Annotated in this window: 16 protein-coding genes and 1 pseudogene; 8 read left to right on the top strand and 9 right to left on the bottom strand. The window is 44.7% G+C overall.

All coding sequences use genetic code 11. From position 1 onward, the window contains the following. On the bottom strand, positions 1–2,442 hold a 2,442-nt coding region (gene plsB, locus B4033_RS07775; protein ID WP_286832982.1), incomplete at its 3' end, for a glycerol-3-phosphate 1-O-acyltransferase PlsB. A 285-nt stretch (positions 2,443–2,727) separates the two neighbouring features. Here plsB and B4033_RS07780 point away from each other — a divergent pair. Then, positions 2,728–3,600 carry an acyl-CoA thioesterase gene (locus B4033_RS07780; RefSeq protein WP_286832984.1) on the top strand — a complete coding sequence of 291 codons (873 nt, stop codon included), beginning with the start codon at positions 2,728–2,730 and terminating at the stop codon, positions 3,598–3,600. 58 nt (positions 3,601–3,658) lie between these two features. On the opposite strand, the gene B4033_RS07785 is transcribed toward B4033_RS07780, so the two are convergent. Beyond that, positions 3,659–3,787, bottom strand: a complete 129-nt coding sequence (locus B4033_RS07785; RefSeq protein WP_005223361.1) for a hypothetical protein — start codon at positions 3,785–3,787, stop codon at positions 3,659–3,661. Positions 3,788–3,986: 199 nt separating this feature from the next. Here B4033_RS07785 and B4033_RS07790 point away from each other — a divergent pair, with 199 nt between their 5' ends. After that, positions 3,987–5,237: a dicarboxylate/amino acid:cation symporter gene (locus tag B4033_RS07790; protein WP_286832987.1), complete on the top strand. Its 1,251-nt coding sequence runs from the start codon at positions 3,987–3,989 to the stop codon at positions 5,235–5,237. Here the strand turns inward: B4033_RS07790 and B4033_RS07795 are convergent. The 7 genes and pseudogenes from B4033_RS07795 to B4033_RS07825 form a co-directional block, all read right to left on the bottom strand. Next, positions 5,219–5,638, bottom strand: coding sequence for a VOC family protein (locus tag B4033_RS07795; RefSeq protein WP_071319852.1), 420 nt, complete (start codon positions 5,636–5,638; stop codon positions 5,219–5,221). The two genes, B4033_RS07790 and B4033_RS07795, sit on opposite strands and share 19 nt — an antisense overlap. A 97-nt stretch (positions 5,639–5,735) precedes the next feature. Next, a complete protein-coding gene (locus tag B4033_RS07800; protein WP_286832988.1) occupies positions 5,736–6,680 on the bottom strand; it encodes a metal-dependent hydrolase in 945 nt (314 codons plus the stop codon). Between the two features lie 249 nt (positions 6,681–6,929). Then, positions 6,930–7,706 (bottom strand): annotated as a pseudogene (gene yihA, locus B4033_RS07805) (ribosome biogenesis GTP-binding protein YihA/YsxC); the annotation flags it as partial. 99 nt (positions 7,707–7,805) lie between these two features. Continuing rightward, positions 7,806–8,246 carry an RrF2 family transcriptional regulator gene (locus tag B4033_RS07810; RefSeq protein ID WP_286832994.1) on the bottom strand — a complete coding sequence of 147 codons (441 nt, stop codon included), beginning with the start codon at positions 8,244–8,246 and terminating at the stop codon, positions 7,806–7,808. 85 nt (positions 8,247–8,331) lie between these two features. Continuing rightward, a complete protein-coding gene (hmpA, locus tag B4033_RS07815) occupies positions 8,332–9,540 on the bottom strand; it encodes an NO-inducible flavohemoprotein (protein WP_004809822.1) in 1,209 nt (402 codons plus the stop codon). Between the two features lie 152 nt (positions 9,541–9,692). Continuing rightward, positions 9,693–11,276 carry a helicase HerA-like domain-containing protein gene (locus B4033_RS07820; protein ID WP_286832995.1) on the bottom strand — a complete coding sequence of 528 codons (1,584 nt, stop codon included), beginning with the start codon at positions 11,274–11,276 and terminating at the stop codon, positions 9,693–9,695. 19 nt (positions 11,277–11,295) lie between these two features. After that, positions 11,296–12,498, bottom strand: a complete 1,203-nt coding sequence (locus B4033_RS07825) for a PLP-dependent transferase (RefSeq protein WP_286832996.1) — start codon at positions 12,496–12,498, stop codon at positions 11,296–11,298. Between the two features lie 162 nt (positions 12,499–12,660). Between B4033_RS07825 and B4033_RS07830 the strand changes: the two genes are divergently transcribed. The 6 genes from B4033_RS07830 to rplB form a co-directional block, all read left to right on the top strand. Beyond that, complete coding sequence (locus tag B4033_RS07830) at positions 12,661–13,395, top strand: type 1 glutamine amidotransferase (RefSeq protein ID WP_004809814.1); 735 nt, start codon at positions 12,661–12,663, stop codon at positions 13,393–13,395. Between the two features lie 274 nt (positions 13,396–13,669). Continuing rightward, a complete protein-coding gene (gene rpsJ / locus B4033_RS07835) occupies positions 13,670–13,981 on the top strand; it encodes a 30S ribosomal protein S10 (RefSeq protein WP_000070912.1) in 312 nt (103 codons plus the stop codon). A gap of 60 nt (positions 13,982–14,041) precedes the next feature. Further along, positions 14,042–14,680 (top strand): 50S ribosomal protein L3, encoded by a 639-nt coding sequence (gene rplC, locus B4033_RS07840; RefSeq protein ID WP_004809812.1) that lies wholly within the window; start codon positions 14,042–14,044, stop codon positions 14,678–14,680. 11 nt (positions 14,681–14,691) lie between these two features. After that, positions 14,692–15,294: a 50S ribosomal protein L4 gene (gene rplD / locus B4033_RS07845; protein WP_286832997.1), complete on the top strand. Its 603-nt coding sequence runs from the start codon at positions 14,692–14,694 to the stop codon at positions 15,292–15,294. Beyond that, positions 15,291–15,611, top strand: a complete 321-nt coding sequence (rplW, locus tag B4033_RS07850; protein ID WP_004809809.1) for a 50S ribosomal protein L23 — start codon at positions 15,291–15,293, stop codon at positions 15,609–15,611. Before rplD ends, rplW begins: the two co-directional genes overlap by 4 nt. 11 nt (positions 15,612–15,622) lie before the next feature. Further along, positions 15,623–16,431: 50S ribosomal protein L2 (rplB, locus tag B4033_RS07855; RefSeq protein ID WP_286832998.1), on the top strand; the 809-nt coding region annotated here is incomplete at its 3' end.

A 16,431-nucleotide genomic window follows, 5' to 3' on the forward strand; every position in this document is an offset into this window, starting at 1 on the left:
ATCCAGTACCAGATCAGCATACTGAGCGATATTTCTGAAGCTTTCATCAAAGACAATCGCGTTGTCTTCATTAGTACTGATATAACCTTTTTGAGTTAGCGTTTTGATAAAGCTTTGGAACAGTGCCTTATCAAAGAATTCTGGTGAATTGAATTCATACAGTACAGACAGACGCTGACCTACCAGATGGCTTAATTCTTCAACCTGACGGGTGGAGATATTGCCTGAACCACGTTGGGTAATCAGTGCCAGCGTCATGTAATAGCGCTCGATACTTTGCATGACAGGTGCAGCCAAAACTTCTAGCTGATGATGTGCTTCGCTGTTTGGTGTAGGTGCTACCAGATTTTCACCATCCTGTGCAATCAGCTTCGCTGCAATCAAGGCATCAATATAAGCGTCTACTGGTGCCTTGATTTCATCTTCATGCCATTTCAGGAACAGTTCAGCTTTCAGGAATGGGTATAAGGTGCTGCTGATATTCACCAGATCATCACGGCGAATAATGCCATTATGATTTACCAGGGCGGCTACCAGTGACGGTAATACAAAGGCATGCACAATATTGTTGCGGAAATAGGTCAGTAAAATCGCCTGATTATCTTCGATGGCGATAATATTGCCCAGCACATGATTGACGCGTTTGATCAGTTTCAACTTCATTGCATAGGCAATGATTTCTTTCCCTGATAACGGCGTCACTTGCATACGTTCATCATATGGCAAAGACGTCAGCAGATTACGATAAGTATCTAACTGTTTGATACAAATCGCCTCATCCAGTGTGTGTTTTGGTGTCGCTAATAAAATGAGTGACAACAAGGATACCGGGTTAATGACGGCTGCACGGTTAATATTTTCCAGAATTGCCTGTGCAGAACTATTTACTGCTTCAGATACTGCTGGCGGGATCGGATCATCATTCTTTTCAATCTTGATTTCATCTGCACCATGCTGTTTCAGCATGTCATCCAGAAACACGGGTTCACCAAAATTCAGATGTACCTTACCGAAAATACGTTCAATCTTGCGCAAGGTTTTTAGAATGCCAAAAATAGATTCCGCTTCTTTTTCCTTACCGTTCATTTCACCTACATAAGTTGCACCTTCCATCAGACGTTCATAGCCAATATAGGTGGGTACAAATACGATAGGCTTCGCTTTGCCACGCAAATGACCATGCACGGTCATTGCCAGCATGCCGGTTTTCGGTGGCAACAGACGACCGGTACGTGAACGGCCCCCTTCAATAAAGTATTCCAGTGGAGTATTACGTGACAGAACGCTATACAGATATTCTTTGAAAACTGTCGTATAGAGTGCATTACCGCGGAAAGTACGGCGGATAAAGAAGGCACCACCACCACGCAAGATCTGGCCAACAAATGGCATGTTCAGGTTATCACCCGCTGCGATGTACGGCACCATCAAACCACGACGATAAATCACATAAGATAATAACAGGTAGTCGATATGACTACGGTGACATGGTGCATAGACAATTTCATAGTCTTTCGCCAGTTCACGTACCGTACTGAAGTTATGTACATCAATGCCGTCATAGAGCTGAGTCCAGAGACGGGTCAGGGCCTTATCAGCAAAACGTACGGTTGAGTTGGAATAATCTGATACGATTTCATTTAAATAACCAATCGCACGGCGTTCAGCTTCATCCACACTGATCTTGCTGCGGATACTTTCATTACGGATAGCCGCCTGCACATCTGGAGATTTGATCAGACCCTGCATCACATTACGGCGATCTGAAAGATCAGGTCCCAGCACTACTTCACGTTGGGCATCCAGATAGTCATTCAAGGTACTGACAATATAAGTTGCTGGAGACAGGTTCGGATGTGTCACTTTGGCATGATCAATGAGTGCACGCAGTGACTGTGCTTCATGGAACTCCAGATAAGACTGACGACCATGCAGACCAATATTCACCAGCTGTTTCATCTTACTTGGTGTTGACCAGGTGTCGGTAAATAACAATTTGAACCAGGAATCTTCTTTCTCTGGTTCACGGCCCCATAGTACGGTCACCGGAATCAGTTCCACATCCAGTTCTGGATTCTGTTCCAGTACTTCAATCAGACGCAGCAGGCGTGGTGGAAAAGCATGTGGCGGCGAGCTCAGCAGATTGCTTTCATCATGATATTGCAGGAACAATACCGAAGCTTTTTCCCGGCGCGTACCTAAATCCATTGGATCAAGTGCAGCAGGCAATTTGAGACGACGGGTTTCACCGTCTACCACCAGCGCATTACTGCGAGAATGGTTTTGCAGAACATAGCAGACAATCTTTTTCTGATCTTGCTGGTCAGCCGCTGGAGCAGGAACTTCCGTTGGTACTTCCCCAAGTACATGCGGGGTAACCACAAGTTCAAGCATCTTACTTGAAAGCTTGCGATACATTTGACCAAAGCCACTCTTGGACATACCTACTCCTAATTTTACTGACCAGAACCACAGGATTTCTGAGGGGGATCTATTTTGATAGATTGTATTTGAAAACAATATGTCATTTTCTAACAAATTCTACAAAAGTTCTTTGATTTTAACGTGAAAAAACGTTTTTTTTATCGGAACATCTACAAAGTGAATGACAGGTCAGTCAGTCAATCTCTAGGGATTTACTCAGAATTTATGGCAGAATATTACCAGAAATGAAGCACATTGTTATTTTTCCAATGTTGGATATCCCGAACATCGTATAGGTTGCCTATGAATGTCTTAACACAAGAACTGGTTGAATTGCTTAGCCTGGAAAAGCTGGAAGAGAATATTTTCCGTGGAATTAGCCGTAACCTGGTAGGCAAGCGCGTATTCGGTGGGCAGGTGTTGGGTCAGGCATTGCGAGCTGCATCCTATACGACGGATCGTCCAGCACATTCATTGCATGCCTATTTCCTGTTTGGAGGAGATGTCAATGCACCGATTATCTATGAAGTAGATCGTATCCGTGATGGCAAGAGTTTTGCCAGTCGTCAGGTGCGTGCGATTCAGCATGGCCGTACTATCTTTATGTGTATGGTGTCTTTTGCCGAACCAGAAGAAGGCTTGAACTATCAGATTTCTGAACCAGAATATCCCTCAGTCGACAGCCTGAAAAATGAGGCAGAACTGAAGCATCAGATTGTTGAATTCGTACCGGAAAATGTCCGTGCTTCATTTATGCGTGATCGCCATGTAGAAATTCGTCCTGTGATGCCGGTGAATCCATTCCAGCCGCAACCGGAAGCGCCAAATTATGCGCATTATATCCGTACCCGTGGCCAAGTCGCTCCGGAAGTTGATGAGGTTTCGCTGCATCAGGCGATTGCTGCTTTCTACTCAGACTTTACCTTGATGACGACAGCATTGCGTCCACATGGTCTGAGCTATATTTCACCAAACCTGCAATGTGCCAGCATTGACCATGCCATGTATTTCCATAAGCCATTCCGTGCTGATGAATGGATGCTTTACGACATGGATGCGACAGTGAGTGCCAGCTCACGTGGCCTGAACTTCGGTCGTATGTGGCAGAATGGAGAACTGGTCTGTAGTACAACCCAGGAAGGTCTCATCCGTCTGCGGGAAATTGAGACCCAGTAAGATCCAAAATAAAAAAGCCGGACTAAAGTTCCGGCTTTTTTATGGGTGTGATTTGAAGTTAGTGGCAATGTGGCACATCATTGCTTGAATGCTTATGGCAACCTTGCTGTTCTTTACCGCCCGAAGAATGTGCAAAAACCTGTCCGATGCTGCAAATGAGTGCAACAGCAATGATCATTTTTTTCATGAACGTGTATTTCCTTTGTATAAAACCAGCTTATTGCACTGATTAAGCACATCGCGTGCCAAAATTCGGTACATCACCATATGGATTAAATGAATAATAAAAGATATTTTGCTGCAAAGCGTTTATAAAATTTTACTCGATTATCCGAAACTTGCATGGCATAGTGCCGGATAAGTTCAATATTAAAATGTCCATGAAGATGAGCTTAAATACACAGATTCTAGTTGCCGCAGTATTGGGTGTCCTGTTTGGTTTTTTATTAAATCTTTTCCCACAAACCACGTTTGAAGAGCTCAGCCTGTATGGTCTGGGTATCATGAGTAGCATCTTCATTGGTTTGCTAAAAATGTTGCTGGTTCCACTGATCTTTAGCTCGATTGTGGTTGGAGTATCGAATCTGCAAGCTGGTGGTCAGCTGAGCCGAACCTGGAAAATTACCTTGGCATGCTGTGTCACCACGACCACCCTGGCCTTAATCTTGGGATTGGCTTGTGCCCATCTGTTTGATGTAGGCAAGGGTGTCGATGTAGTAATGTTCCAGGATGCCATGGCTCAGCATAAAACTCCGGATACCTTAACGCCGTCTTCATTCTTTACCAACTTTATTCAGAATACCCTGATCAATCCGTTTAAGGCCTTTGCCGATGGTAATGTGCTGGCAGTGGTGGTCTTTGCACTCTTTGTCGGTGTGGCACTGGTGGCAGGAGGAGACAAGTTCCGGACGGTACGTAAGCTCAGTATGCAGTTCTTTGACATCATGATGCTGATGATTGGTTGGGTCATGAAACTGGCGCCATTCGGGATTTTTGCGCTACTGGCCAAGCTGATTGCCACTGAAGATATTTCGGTACTGAGCCGTCTGGCAGAGTTTGCTGCGGTAGTAACGGGCACCACCATTTTCCACGGTCTGGTAGTTCTACCATTATTGTTGTGGATCTTCGGGAAAATGAGCCCGATTACCTTTTTCAAAGGCACTCGCGCAGCCTTGATTACCGCTTTTGCGACCAGTTCCAGTTCTGCAACCATGCCATTATCTATGAAATGTGCCCAGGAAAATCTGGGAGTACGTCCACATACGGCAGGCTTTGTCATTCCGCTTGGGACTCAGCTGAACATGGATGGTACGGCACTGTATGAAGCCGCAGCAGCTTTGTTTATTGCCAACCTCATGGGACTTGATCTGACGTTGGGGCAGCAATTGGTCGTGTGTGCCACAGCAATGATTGCATCTTTAGGCGCACCGGGTATTCCAAGTGCCGGGATGGTGACCATGATCATGGTACTGCAATCAGTTGGCTTGCCGGCAGAAGCCATTGCGATCCTGTTGCCGATTGACCGACTGCTCGATACGGTCAGGACTGTGGTGAATGTGCAGGGGGATATGATGATCAGTGTCGTGGTTGACCGACATACCCGTGAACCGCAACTGGATCAGTCCATCTCTAGTTGAGGATTGAAAACTATCTCCCACAGATGTCCATCTGGATCCTGAAAATAGCCTGCATAGCCGCCATAAAATGTGGCCTGTGCAGCTTTCACAATCTTGGCTCCAGCTTTTTCAGCCTGAGTCATGACCTGATCGACATCTAATGGGCTATACACATTATGTCCCAAGGTCATTTGAGTGGGACACATCGGGCTCGGTTCGAGTCCGGTATCATGCTGGATGCTGCTTTGCGGCCATAAAGCCAGTTTTAATCCAGCCTGTAGTTCAATAAATGCGACTGCGCCACATTCAAATTCTTTGCCAACAATGCCTTTACTGGGAAAGCCCAGCCCATCACAATAAAAGCGTAGTGCAGCCTCCAGGTCGCGAACACCGAGTGTAATCACTGAAATCCGTGCTTGCATGAGCTCATCCTTATGGTCATGTCTATAGCTTTATCTTAGGTCAAATAAAAAGCAGGGAAATGACCCCTGCTGTTAGAAATTGTAATAAGAGGAGAGCTTAGGCGACTTTTAAACCTGCCCGTTTGGCCGCAGGGGAATGCTCAAGATAATACAGCGCATCATCGGTACTGCCTTCATGCACCGGGTCATACCATGGCATCAGATAGCCGAGCTGCTGAGAAACCAGCCATAGGGGATTGGGTAGCAAACGATTGTCCTGCTGTGAAATACGCAACCATTCTTTCCAGATCCAGGGTTTATACACCGCTGGTTTCAGCTGCTTAAAACGAGGGTCTTGTGCCAACAAGCGTGCTGCACCGTCGACCCACAGACCAATTACTCCAATAATCACCACCACACTTAAATAGTAGCGGGCAATATATCCGCCACCAAGATGACGATATAAGTCAAATGCCACACTGCGATGCTCAATTTCTTCTGCGCCATGGCATTTCACCAGATCTAGCATATTTGCATCAGCACCAAGCCGTTCCCATTCGGTGTTATAGAGCGCATATTTTCCAAGGACACAGGTCATATGCTCTACAGTTGCGACGATACCAAGCCGGAACAGATCCCATTGATGTTCTGCGATTTTAGGAATTTTCAGACCAAGCGGCTGATCAGCCAGCAATTGATTGAACAGGAAATCCATAATGTCCAGATTGCGCTGGATATCAATCTGGCGTTCAGATAGATACTCTTTATTGGCCGAATTATGTGCCTGAGCATGCATGGCTTCCTGACGGATAAAAGCCTGTACATCATGCTTTAATTTTTCATCGGTGATCTGAGCGAGAACCTTGTTATACAGGCGACAGAACCAGAATTCACCGGCCGGCAGAATATTATTAATTTCATTCACAAAGTAACTGGCGAAAGGCTGATTTGGAATCCAGTCAATTGGGGTAGCCTGCCATTCAAACTTAACTTTGCGTGGTTGGATAAAATAGGAAATTGAAGAGCCAATTTTTGTTGTTTTGAATCGTGAGAGTAAAAACATGGGGTGGATCCATCACTGCTTGATCAATATAGTATGAAAATAATGTCCCGAATCGCTGCAGGCAATACGGGACATTATTTTGTCACTTAGATCACATCGGACTTATTTTGGCTGTTCTTGTTCGACAATCTCTGTTTGATCAGCTTCAACCGGCTCATCCAGATTATTTAATTCACTCGCAGTAATTTCATGATCTGGGTCTGAGTCAGTTTCATCTTCTAGCTCCACAGATTCAATCGGTTCATCAGCTTCGTTTAAATCATGGATTGACGCTTCTGGAATGTTATCCAGATCAAATTCCGTTGGTTGATCCAGGGTAAAGTTAAGACGACCAGCCATCACGCTTGCCAGTTCTTCCAGACCTTCTTTATTTAAAGAGGAAAATAATTGAATCGAGAAGTTCAGCTTCATTTTATTTAATGTTGCTTTGACTTCCTGCAGGGCTTTGGACGCAGGACCACGATTCAGTTTGTCTGATTTGGTCAGCAAAACATGCACGAACAGGTGACGTGAATAGGCCCATTCCAGCATCATCACATCGAAATGTTGTAGTGGATGACGGATATCCATCAACAGCACCAGACCTTGCAAGCTCTTACGGTGAATCAGGTAATTTTCCAGTTCTTTCTGCCAGACCAGTTTCATTTTTTCAGGTACAGCTGCATAACCATAACCGGGTAAGTCAACCAGACGCTGGTCTGGATTGCCGAGGCTGAAGAAGTTAATCATCTGGGTACGGCCCGGTCTTTTCGAAGCACGTGCCAATTGTTTCTGATTGGTCAGCGCATTGATGGCACTGGATTTACCTGCATTGGAGCGACCGGCGAATGCCACTTCATAACCTGTATCTTCAACACACAGATTAAGTTTGGGTGCACTCATTAAAAATTCAGCTTTGCGCAGCCAATTGAGCGAGCGCACAGAGTATTCAGTAATCGCAGGATCGACTTTTTTGGTATAGCTAATCTTTTGCTTTGGGGCAGCAGCTGCCTTACTGTTTTTTGATTTTCCTCTGCTGTGGTGCATGGCTCAACTTCAAACTTAAATTTACAAGCAGCTATTATAAAGGAAGTGGCTTGGGCAAGCGAACTTTCAATGCAAGACTTGGTAAGCAGAAAGTGAAAACTAAAGATTGATCAGGTCGATTGGTGACTGGATGCTGTAATGACCTTGCAGTGGTGTTACCACTTCACTGAGCGTGTATTGATCCAGGCTGGCATAAAACTGCTCTACGGCATCATCTAAAATGCCTTTTAAACCACAATTTTTACGCAGCACACAGGGTGGGGTATTGCATTCTACCACTTGGCTATCCTGTTGCAGAATACGCACGATTTGACCCAATGGTATTTTTAAGGTGAGCGGATTCATGCGAATGCCGCCGCCTCGCCCACGAGTAGTGATGAGCCAGTCCTGCTTTGCCATAAAATGTACGATTTTCATGGCATGGTTCTCTGACACCTGCAGCTCATTCGCGAGTTCCGCAATGGTATACGGCATTTCTTTCGGCTGAGCGATGTACATAAGAATCCGTAAGGCGTAATCGGTAAATTTATTTAACTGCATTATAAATCTAGAGTTTTCATACAAAGCAGGGCTAGTCTAACACAGCCAGACTAGCCCTTGCTTGATTTCAGTTTAAGCTGACTGCTTAGTGGCGAACGCCACCAGTACCAAAGGCTTCACTGTGAATATTCTCAGCAGGAATGCCTCGTGCAACCAGCGCTTTGTGTTGTTCTGCCATAAATGGCATTGGGCCACATAGATAGTAATCAGCATTTTCTGGTAATAAAGCACGATCAATTGTACTCAGATCCAGACGGCCTGCTACATCATAGTCTTCACCCAGTTTGTCACCTTGGTGTGGGAATTCGTAAGCAGTCAGCGTGCTTAAACGTGGATATTTGGCTTTCAAATCATGAATGTGCTGTTTCATGGCATGCACCTGTTTGCTACGGCAGGCATGAATGAAAGTCACAGGTTGTGGCATATCCAGAGTTACCAACTGATTTAACATGGCTACCATTGGAGTTAGGCCTACACCGCCACTGATGAATACATTACGTTTGTTTGGATCAATCAGGTAGAAATTACCTGTTGGTGCAGACACTTCAATTTCTGAGCCTTCTGCCAAGCTATGTAAAGTATTAGATACCCAGCCTGGAACCAAATCACCTTTTTGATCTTCACGCTTTACTGAAATACGCAGGTATTCATCTTGAGGACAAGTTGAAAGCGTATATTGACGTGGTTGTCTCAAATTCAGTTCAGGCACAAACACACGTACAGAAATATACTGACCTGCTTCATACTTCGGTAATGGTCCGCCGTCGACTGGTGCCAGGTAGAACGAAGTGATCTCTTCACTTTCTACTACTTTCTTGGCAATCTTGAAATTGCGCCAGCCTAACCAGCTACCTTTAGTCTGTTCATGTTGATCATAAATCGCTTTTTCAGTCGCAATGAACAGGTCTGCTAATTGTCCATATGCAGTAGCCCACGCATCAATCAGTGGATCATCCATAGAAATATTGAGTACTTCACTGATTGAATGCAGCAGGTTTTCCCCAACAATGCCGTAATCAGGTGCTTTAATATTTAAGCTGACATGTTTATGCGCAATGAGTTCAACCACAGGTAATAACACAGAAGGATCTTCGATATTTTCAGCATATGCTAAAACTGCACCTGCCAAGGCTTGCGCCTGAGCACCGCTACGCTGGTGACCCATGTTGAAGGTTTCTTTTAGATCTGGGTTATTGTTTAACATGCGGTTGTAAAAATAACCGGTTAAAGCAACCCCATTTTCACGAAGCACAGGTACTGTAGCTTTTACTAGGTCAATTTGCTGTGGAGTCATAGCAGATCTCTCATGGCTGTTATTTATAAGATGTATTTAAAATACATCTTTAAAGATATATTCACAATACATCTTTAAGTAAAAACCATGAAAAAATTATGGGATATTAAAATATCCCATAAAAATAAAGAAAATAATCGGAGAAAGAAGGGCTATCTCTTACCAAATAATGACCCTAATAAACCACGGACAATTTTCTGGCCGGTAGTGCTACCCAAAGTGCGTGCGGCACTTTTAGCAAAGGTGCCAACAATGTCTTGGGTGAACTTTTCACGCTGTTTCACTGCACGTTCAGCTTCTTTCTGCTGTTCGCGTGCAAGACGTTCCTGTTCGCGGGCTTGCTGCTTAGCTAATGTTTCCTGCTCTTTTGCGACTTGTTTGGCATACGCTTCTTGTTCTTTGGCTTGCTGTTTGGCAAGTTCCGCAGCCTGAAGCTGTTGCTGGCGTTCAGTGACTTTGTTTTGCAGCATTTCATGCGCACTGTCACGATCAACTTGCTGTTCATAAATCTCAGCCACAATGCTTTGTTGCATTAAAGTTTTGCGTTCTTCAGGAGAAATGGGGGTAAAAGAGGAATGTGGCGGCATCACCCAGCCGCGTTCTACAATTTGCGGTGTGCCTTTTTCATCCAGACAGCTAATCAGTGCTTCACCGACAGCCAGTTCGGTAATGGCATCCTGAACTTTAAATTCTGGATTAGCTCGAAAAGTATCTGCCGCCGTTTTTACCGCTTTTTGGTCTTTAGGGGTAAAAGCACGTAAAGCATGCTGAACCCGATTGCCGAGTTGACCTAAAACGCTTTCTGGTAAATCGAGTGGATTCTGGGTGATAAAGTAAATCCCCACACCTTTAGAACGAATCAAACGCACCACCTGTTCAATCTTTTCTTGCAAGGCAGGGCTAGTATTATCAAATAGCAAATGGGCTTCATCAAAGAAGAACACCAGTTTGGGTTTATCCAGGTCGCCGACTTCCGGTAACTGTTCAAACAGCTCTGAAAGCATCCACAACAGGAAAGTAGCATATAGCTTGGGTGTGTTCATCAGCTTGTCAGCAGCAAGCAAGTTGATATTGCCATGACCTTGACTGTCGGTTTGTAAAAAATCCATCAGATCCAGCGCTGGTTCACCAAAGAATTGCTCACCACCTTGATCAGCCAAGGCAAGCAGATTGCGTTGAATCGCGCCCAGACTGGCAGGAGACAGATTGCCATAGTCCGCTTTAAAATCTGCGGCATGTTCGCTGACATAACTGATCATTGCCTTTAAATCTTTAAAGTCGATCAGTAATAGTCCCTGATCATCAGCAATACGGAAAATGGCGGAGAGCACACCTTCCTGAGTGTCGTTCAGATTCAAAATACGGGCAAGAAGGAGAGGGCCAATCTCGGAAATGGTGGTGCGAATCGGATGGCCTTGCTCGCCAAATAAATCCCAGAACACCACAGGCGACGCTGAAAAAGGGATGCACTCGATATTCAGGCTTTTAATGCGTTCATCAAATTTGGGATTACTTTCCCCAGCTTTCGCCAAGCTGGAAACATCGCCCTTGGCATCGGCCAAGAATACCGGTACACCAATTCGGGAAAAACTTTCTGCCAGTACCTTTAATGTTACGGTCTTACCGGTACCGGTTGCACCGGCAATCAGGCCATGACGGTTGGCAAGCTGAGAATGCAGCACGATATCCTGTGTAGTATCGGCGGTTTTTTTAGCGATTACGATTGGTGTACCCATATAATTTCCTATTTGTTATTTATTCATTTTTAACTTTTTTCATGTTTTGTAGAGCGTGTTGAATGTCTTCAATCAGATCTTCCGGATGTTCTAATCCAATACAGAAGCGCACCAGGAAGCCTTCTTTCAAATGTGAATGTTCAAGCACACGCATATCTTTTAAGTTATATAGCATGACCAAGCTAACAGGGCCACCCCAGCTAAAACCAAGCTTAAACAGTTTTAAGCTGTCACAAAAATTGCGGATATCTTGCAGTTCATATTTACTGTCAAAAATTACACTGACCAGGCCGGCACTATGACCTTCCTTGCAAATTTCTTTCCAATATTGATGACCTGCGCTATGCGGATCGGCTGGATGCAGTACCTGCACAAACTCCGCTTGCTGTTTTAACCAGGTGAGAATGTTGAGTGCACTACTGGATTGATGTGCATAACGCAGCTGCATGGAAGCAAGACTACGTTGCACCTGAGCAACGTCATCACCTGAGACAGCAATGCCTTGAATGGCATGTGCGCGGAACAATTGGTGATGCAGTTCTTTATCACGCGTGACCACTGAACCCATCAGAATGTCACCACCACCGCTTGGATATTTGGTCAGCGCATGTACGGATAAATCTACACTCAGGTGTTCATCACCAAAATCAAAGGCATTAAAGGCCAGACCCGCGCCCCAGGTATTGTCCAGTGCAGTCAGAATATTGTGTGCTTGAGCTTTCTTCACGAGGCCATTTAAATCCGGAAATTCCAGTGTGACTGAGCCAGCTGCTTCCAGCCAGATCAGTTTGGCTTTATCTGAAGGATTAAAGCTTTCCAGGCATAATGGATTATAAACTTGTACCTGAATGCCATAACGTGTTTCCAGGTTGCGTAGATGCTCCATGTTTGGGCCATAAATATTGTCCGGTACCCAAACTTCCTCTCCTTGACTTAAAAAGCAGGAATTCACGAGATTAATCGCAGATAAACCGCTAGGTGCAAGCAGGTGATAGAGCCCACCTTCGAGCTGGGCAATGTTATCGCCTAAGGTAAATGTGGTTGGGGTACCATGTGTGCCATAGCTATAGTCATAATCATCGGTCCAATGGCGATTAAACAGGGCATCGGTATTGTTAAAAATAATGGTTGATGCACGATAGAGGGGAGGTTGAACCGTCGAAATGTACTGAGGGGCCTTTCGTGGTGCATGAATCAGGGCGGTTTGAGGATTTTTTTTCATGCTGCAGCTCATATCTGGAGTCAAAAACAGCTTTAGCTTAAGAGAATCTTTGCTTTAGCGCTACTTGCGTTATCAATTGTTTAAAAACCTCACATAAAATAAAAAGTTGGCTTCATTTTTGCAAAACCTAGCCTATATAGATACAAGAACAGGTTCGAGCGCATGAAGTCGCATTTACGAGTACATTATTTTCAGCATATTGCTGGTGAAGGTTACGGTAGTTGTCATGAATTTTTAAAGCAGCATCAGGCGCAAATTACAGCGACTGAATTCTTTGCTTTACCTGTGGATCGTCCTTTGGAAATAGAAGCGCTACCTGCAGTAGAAGAAGTAGATTTGCTCATTATTATGGGCGGGACCATGAGTGTAAATGATGAAGCAAATTTCCCCTGGTTGAAAATAGAAAAACGCTGGTTACGTCGTTACTTGTCTCAGGGGAAGCCAGCGATTGGTTTGTGTCTAGGTGGACAGCTGATTGCCAATGCCTTGGGGGCAGCAGTTAGTTATAACCCGGAACAGGAACTGGGGTGGATGTCTGTCAGTAAAGTGGCCAATGTGCCAGCAGACTGTTTTAGTTTGCCTGAGCAATTCCGGATCATGCAGTGGCATAGCGAGACCTTTGAAATTCCCAAAGGGGCGGTACATCTGGCAGAAAATGAAGCCTGTCGCAACCAGATGTATCAATTGGGCAAAAATGTTCTCGGTTTCCAGTTCCATCCAGAAATAACCCCGGAAACCTTGGCCCTGTTTTTAGAAGATGAAGAGGAGTTGCTAAAATTTTCAGGAAAATATGTGCAACCTGTGCATGAGCTCAGAAAAAGTCCAAAATCTAATTTTATTGAAGGAAATCAAATACTAAATCGCGCAATCGAATATGTGGTAGAGAAATCAGCTTGACGGGTGAAAAACAAACTCTTGATTTAGCAACCAAATTGATTTTCAGACGAAAACTATAAAAGGCATTTGCTTATGCATTAAACAATGGCTATAATAAGCCACCCTTCGATAGGAAGGATGTTAACTGCGAAGAAAGTAGTTAACTATCGTTACAGTCGTGGCATCGATCATGACCTTAGTGATAATTCACTGCTCTTGACACTTACCTCAAAAATTAGTGGGGTGAGATGCGTCAAGAGTGATTCTTTATATATTTGGCTTGGAGTTTACTGGTATGTCTAACCAGAGAATTCGTATCCGTCTTAAGTCTTTTGATCACCGTCTAATTGATCAATCAGCTCAAGAAATCGTAGAAACAGCAAAACGTACTGGCGCACAAGTTTGTGGTCCAATTCCAATGCCTACACGCATTGAACGTTTTAACGTTTTAACATCACCACACGTAAACAAAGACGCGCGTGACCAGTACGAAATCCGTACTTACAAGCGTTTGATCGACATTGTTCAACCTACAGACAAAACTGTAGATGCATTGATGAAGTTAGATCTTGCAGCTGGTGTTGATGTTCAGATCGCATTGGGTTAAGGCTTTCGGGTTAATTAACGCTCTAAGTTAATTAGGCCGCTTTTTTAGAGGTTTATGCACATGGCTATTGGTTTAGTCGGTCGCAAGTGCGGTATGACACGTATCTTTACAGATGCTGGTGTTTCTGTGCCTGTTACAGTGATTGAGGTTGATCCTAACCGCATCACTCAAATCAAAACGCTTGAAACTGATGGTTATCAAGCGATTCAAATCACTACTGGTGAACGTCGCGAATCTCGCGTAACTAACGCTCAGAAAGGTCACTTCGCTAAAGCGGGTGTTGCTGCTGGTCGTCTGGTTCAAGAATTCCGCGTTTCAGAAGCTGAGCTTGAAGGTCGTGAAGTTGGTGGTACGCTTACTGTTGAGTTGTTCCAAGTAGGTCAAATCGTTGACGTAACTGGTACTTCTAAAGGTAAAGGTTTCCAAGGTGGTGTTAAGCGTTGGAACTTCCGTACTCAAGATGCTACTCACGGTAACTCTGTTTCTCACCGTGTTCTAGGTTCTACAGGTCAAAACCAGACTCCTGGTCGCGTGTTCAAAGGCAAAAAAATGGCTGGCCATTTAGGTGCTGAACGCGTAACTACACAGGGTCTTGAAATCGTTGCTATTGACACTGAACGTTCAGTTCTAGTGGTTAAAGGCGCGGTTCCTGGTGCTACTGGTGGCGACGTAACTGTTCGTCCTACGATCAAGGCCTGAGGGGAAATAACGTGAATTTAAATACTGTTTCCGGCTCTGCTGTTGAATTATCAGAAGTTGCGTTCGGTCGTGAATTTAATGAAGCTCTTGTACACCAAGTTGTTACAGCTTACCTAGCTGGTGGTCGTCAAGGTTCTAAAGCTCAAAAATCACGCGCAGACGTTTCTGGCGGTGGTAAAAAACCATTCCGTCAAAAAGGTACTGGCCGCGCTCGTGCTGGTTCTATTCGTAGCCCAATCTGGGTTGGCGGTGGTAAAACTTTTGCTGCTCGTCCACAAGACTGGTCTCAAAAAGTAAACCGTAAAATGTACCGCGGTGCTATGCAATGCATCCTGGCTGAACTTGTTCGTCAAGATCGCTTAGTTTTAATTGAAGAGTTTGCTGTTGCAGCTCCAAAAACTAAAGAATTGCTTGCAAAACTTAACGACTTAAATGCGACTCGTGCATTGATCGTTACTGATGCTGTTGATGAGAACTTGTATCTAGCTGCTCGTAACCTTCCACACGTAGATGTGGTTGATGCGACTGCAATCGATCCTGTTAGCTTGATCGCGTTCGATAAAGTTGTTATGTCTGTAGCTGCTGCTAAGAAAATTGAGGTAGAACTCGGATGAACAACGAACGTTTATATCAAGTCCTGCAAGGACCTGTTTTCTCAGAAAAAGCACAAGTTTTAGGTGAAACTGCTGGTGTTCAAGTTTTTAAAGTTGCTACTGATGCAACTAAACTTGAAATCAAAAAAGCAGTTGAGCAATTGTTTGGTGTTCAGGTTGTTAAAGTTAACACTACGATCACTAAAGGTAAAACTAAACGCTTTGGTAAAACTATCGGACGTCGTTCTGATGTTAAAAAAGCATACGTCACCCTGAAAGCTGGCCAAGATGTAGAAATGGCTGACTTGGGCGATGCCGCTGAAAGCGCAGCGGAATAAGGACGAAAACTATGCCTATTCAAAAATGTAAGCCAACGTCTCCAGGACGTCGCTTTGTAGAGAAAGTCGTTCACGACCATCTTCACAAAGGTGCTCCTTATGCTCCACTAGTTGAAGCTAAAAAACGTACTGGCGGCCGTAATAACAACGGTCACATTACGACTCGTCACGTTGGTGGCGGTCACAAGCAACACTACCGTATCGTAGACTTCAAACGTAACAAAGACGGCATCCCAGCTGTAGTTGAGCGTATCGAATACGATCCAAACCGTTCTGCGCACATTGCGTTGTTGAAGTATGCTGACGGTGAACGTCGCTACATCATCGCGCCTAAAGGTTTACGCGCTGGTGATTCAGTACAGTCTGGTAACGATGCTCCAATTCGTCCAGGTAACTGCTTACCACTTCGTAACATGCCTATCGGTTCTACTCTTCACAACATCGAGCTTAAAATCGGTAAAGGCGCACAGTTAGTACGTTCTGCTGGTACATCTGCTCAATTGTTGGGTCGTGACGGTTCATACGCTATCATCCGTCTTCGTTCAGGTGAGATGCGTAAAGTACACGTTGAATGTCGCGCTGTGTTAGGTGAAGTATCTAACTCAGAAAGCAACCTTCGTTCATTGGGTAAAGCTGGTGCAGCGCGCTGGCGTGGCGTTCGTCCTACCGTTCGTGGTATGGCGATGAACCCGGTAGATCACCCGCACGGTGGTGGTGAAGGTCGTAGCAAAGGTATTCAACCTGTAAGCCCATGGGGTCAAAAAGCTAAAGGGTACAAGACACGTACCAACAAGCGTACGACTAAGATGATTATTCGCGA

The sequence above is a fragment of the Acinetobacter sp. UBA3132 genome (assembly GCF_002364825.1).
Classification (GTDB): Bacteria; Pseudomonadota; Gammaproteobacteria; order Pseudomonadales; family Moraxellaceae; genus Acinetobacter; species Acinetobacter schindleri.

Excerpts from the sequence above, each read along its gene's own strand:
- B4033_RS07780 (WP_286832984.1), top strand. The coding sequence starts at position 2,728 with ATGAATGTCTTAACACAAGAACTGGTTGAATTGCTTAGCCTGGAAAAG.
- B4033_RS07785 (WP_005223361.1), bottom strand. The coding sequence starts at position 3,787 with ATGAAAAAAATGATCATTGCTGTTGCACTCATTTGCAGCATCGGACAG.
- B4033_RS07790 (WP_286832987.1), top strand. The coding sequence starts at position 3,987 with ATGAGCTTAAATACACAGATTCTAGTTGCCGCAGTATTGGGTGTCCTG.
- B4033_RS07795 (WP_071319852.1), bottom strand. The coding sequence starts at position 5,638 with ATGCAAGCACGGATTTCAGTGATTACACTCGGTGTTCGCGACCTGGAG.
- B4033_RS07800 (WP_286832988.1), bottom strand. The coding sequence starts at position 6,680 with ATGTTTTTACTCTCACGATTCAAAACAACAAAAATTGGCTCTTCAATT.
- B4033_RS07810 (WP_286832994.1), bottom strand. The coding sequence starts at position 8,246 with ATGCAGTTAAATAAATTTACCGATTACGCCTTACGGATTCTTATGTAC.
- hmpA (WP_004809822.1), bottom strand. The coding sequence starts at position 9,540 with ATGACTCCACAGCAAATTGACCTAGTAAAAGCTACAGTACCTGTGCTT.
- B4033_RS07820 (WP_286832995.1), bottom strand. The coding sequence starts at position 11,276 with ATGGGTACACCAATCGTAATCGCTAAAAAAACCGCCGATACTACACAG.
- B4033_RS07825 (WP_286832996.1), bottom strand. The coding sequence starts at position 12,498 with ATGAAAAAAAATCCTCAAACCGCCCTGATTCATGCACCACGAAAGGCC.
- B4033_RS07830 (WP_004809814.1), top strand. The coding sequence starts at position 12,661 with ATGAAGTCGCATTTACGAGTACATTATTTTCAGCATATTGCTGGTGAA.
- rpsJ (WP_000070912.1), top strand. The coding sequence starts at position 13,670 with ATGTCTAACCAGAGAATTCGTATCCGTCTTAAGTCTTTTGATCACCGT.
- rplC (WP_004809812.1), top strand. The coding sequence starts at position 14,042 with ATGGCTATTGGTTTAGTCGGTCGCAAGTGCGGTATGACACGTATCTTT.
- rplW (WP_004809809.1), top strand. The coding sequence starts at position 15,291 with ATGAACAACGAACGTTTATATCAAGTCCTGCAAGGACCTGTTTTCTCA.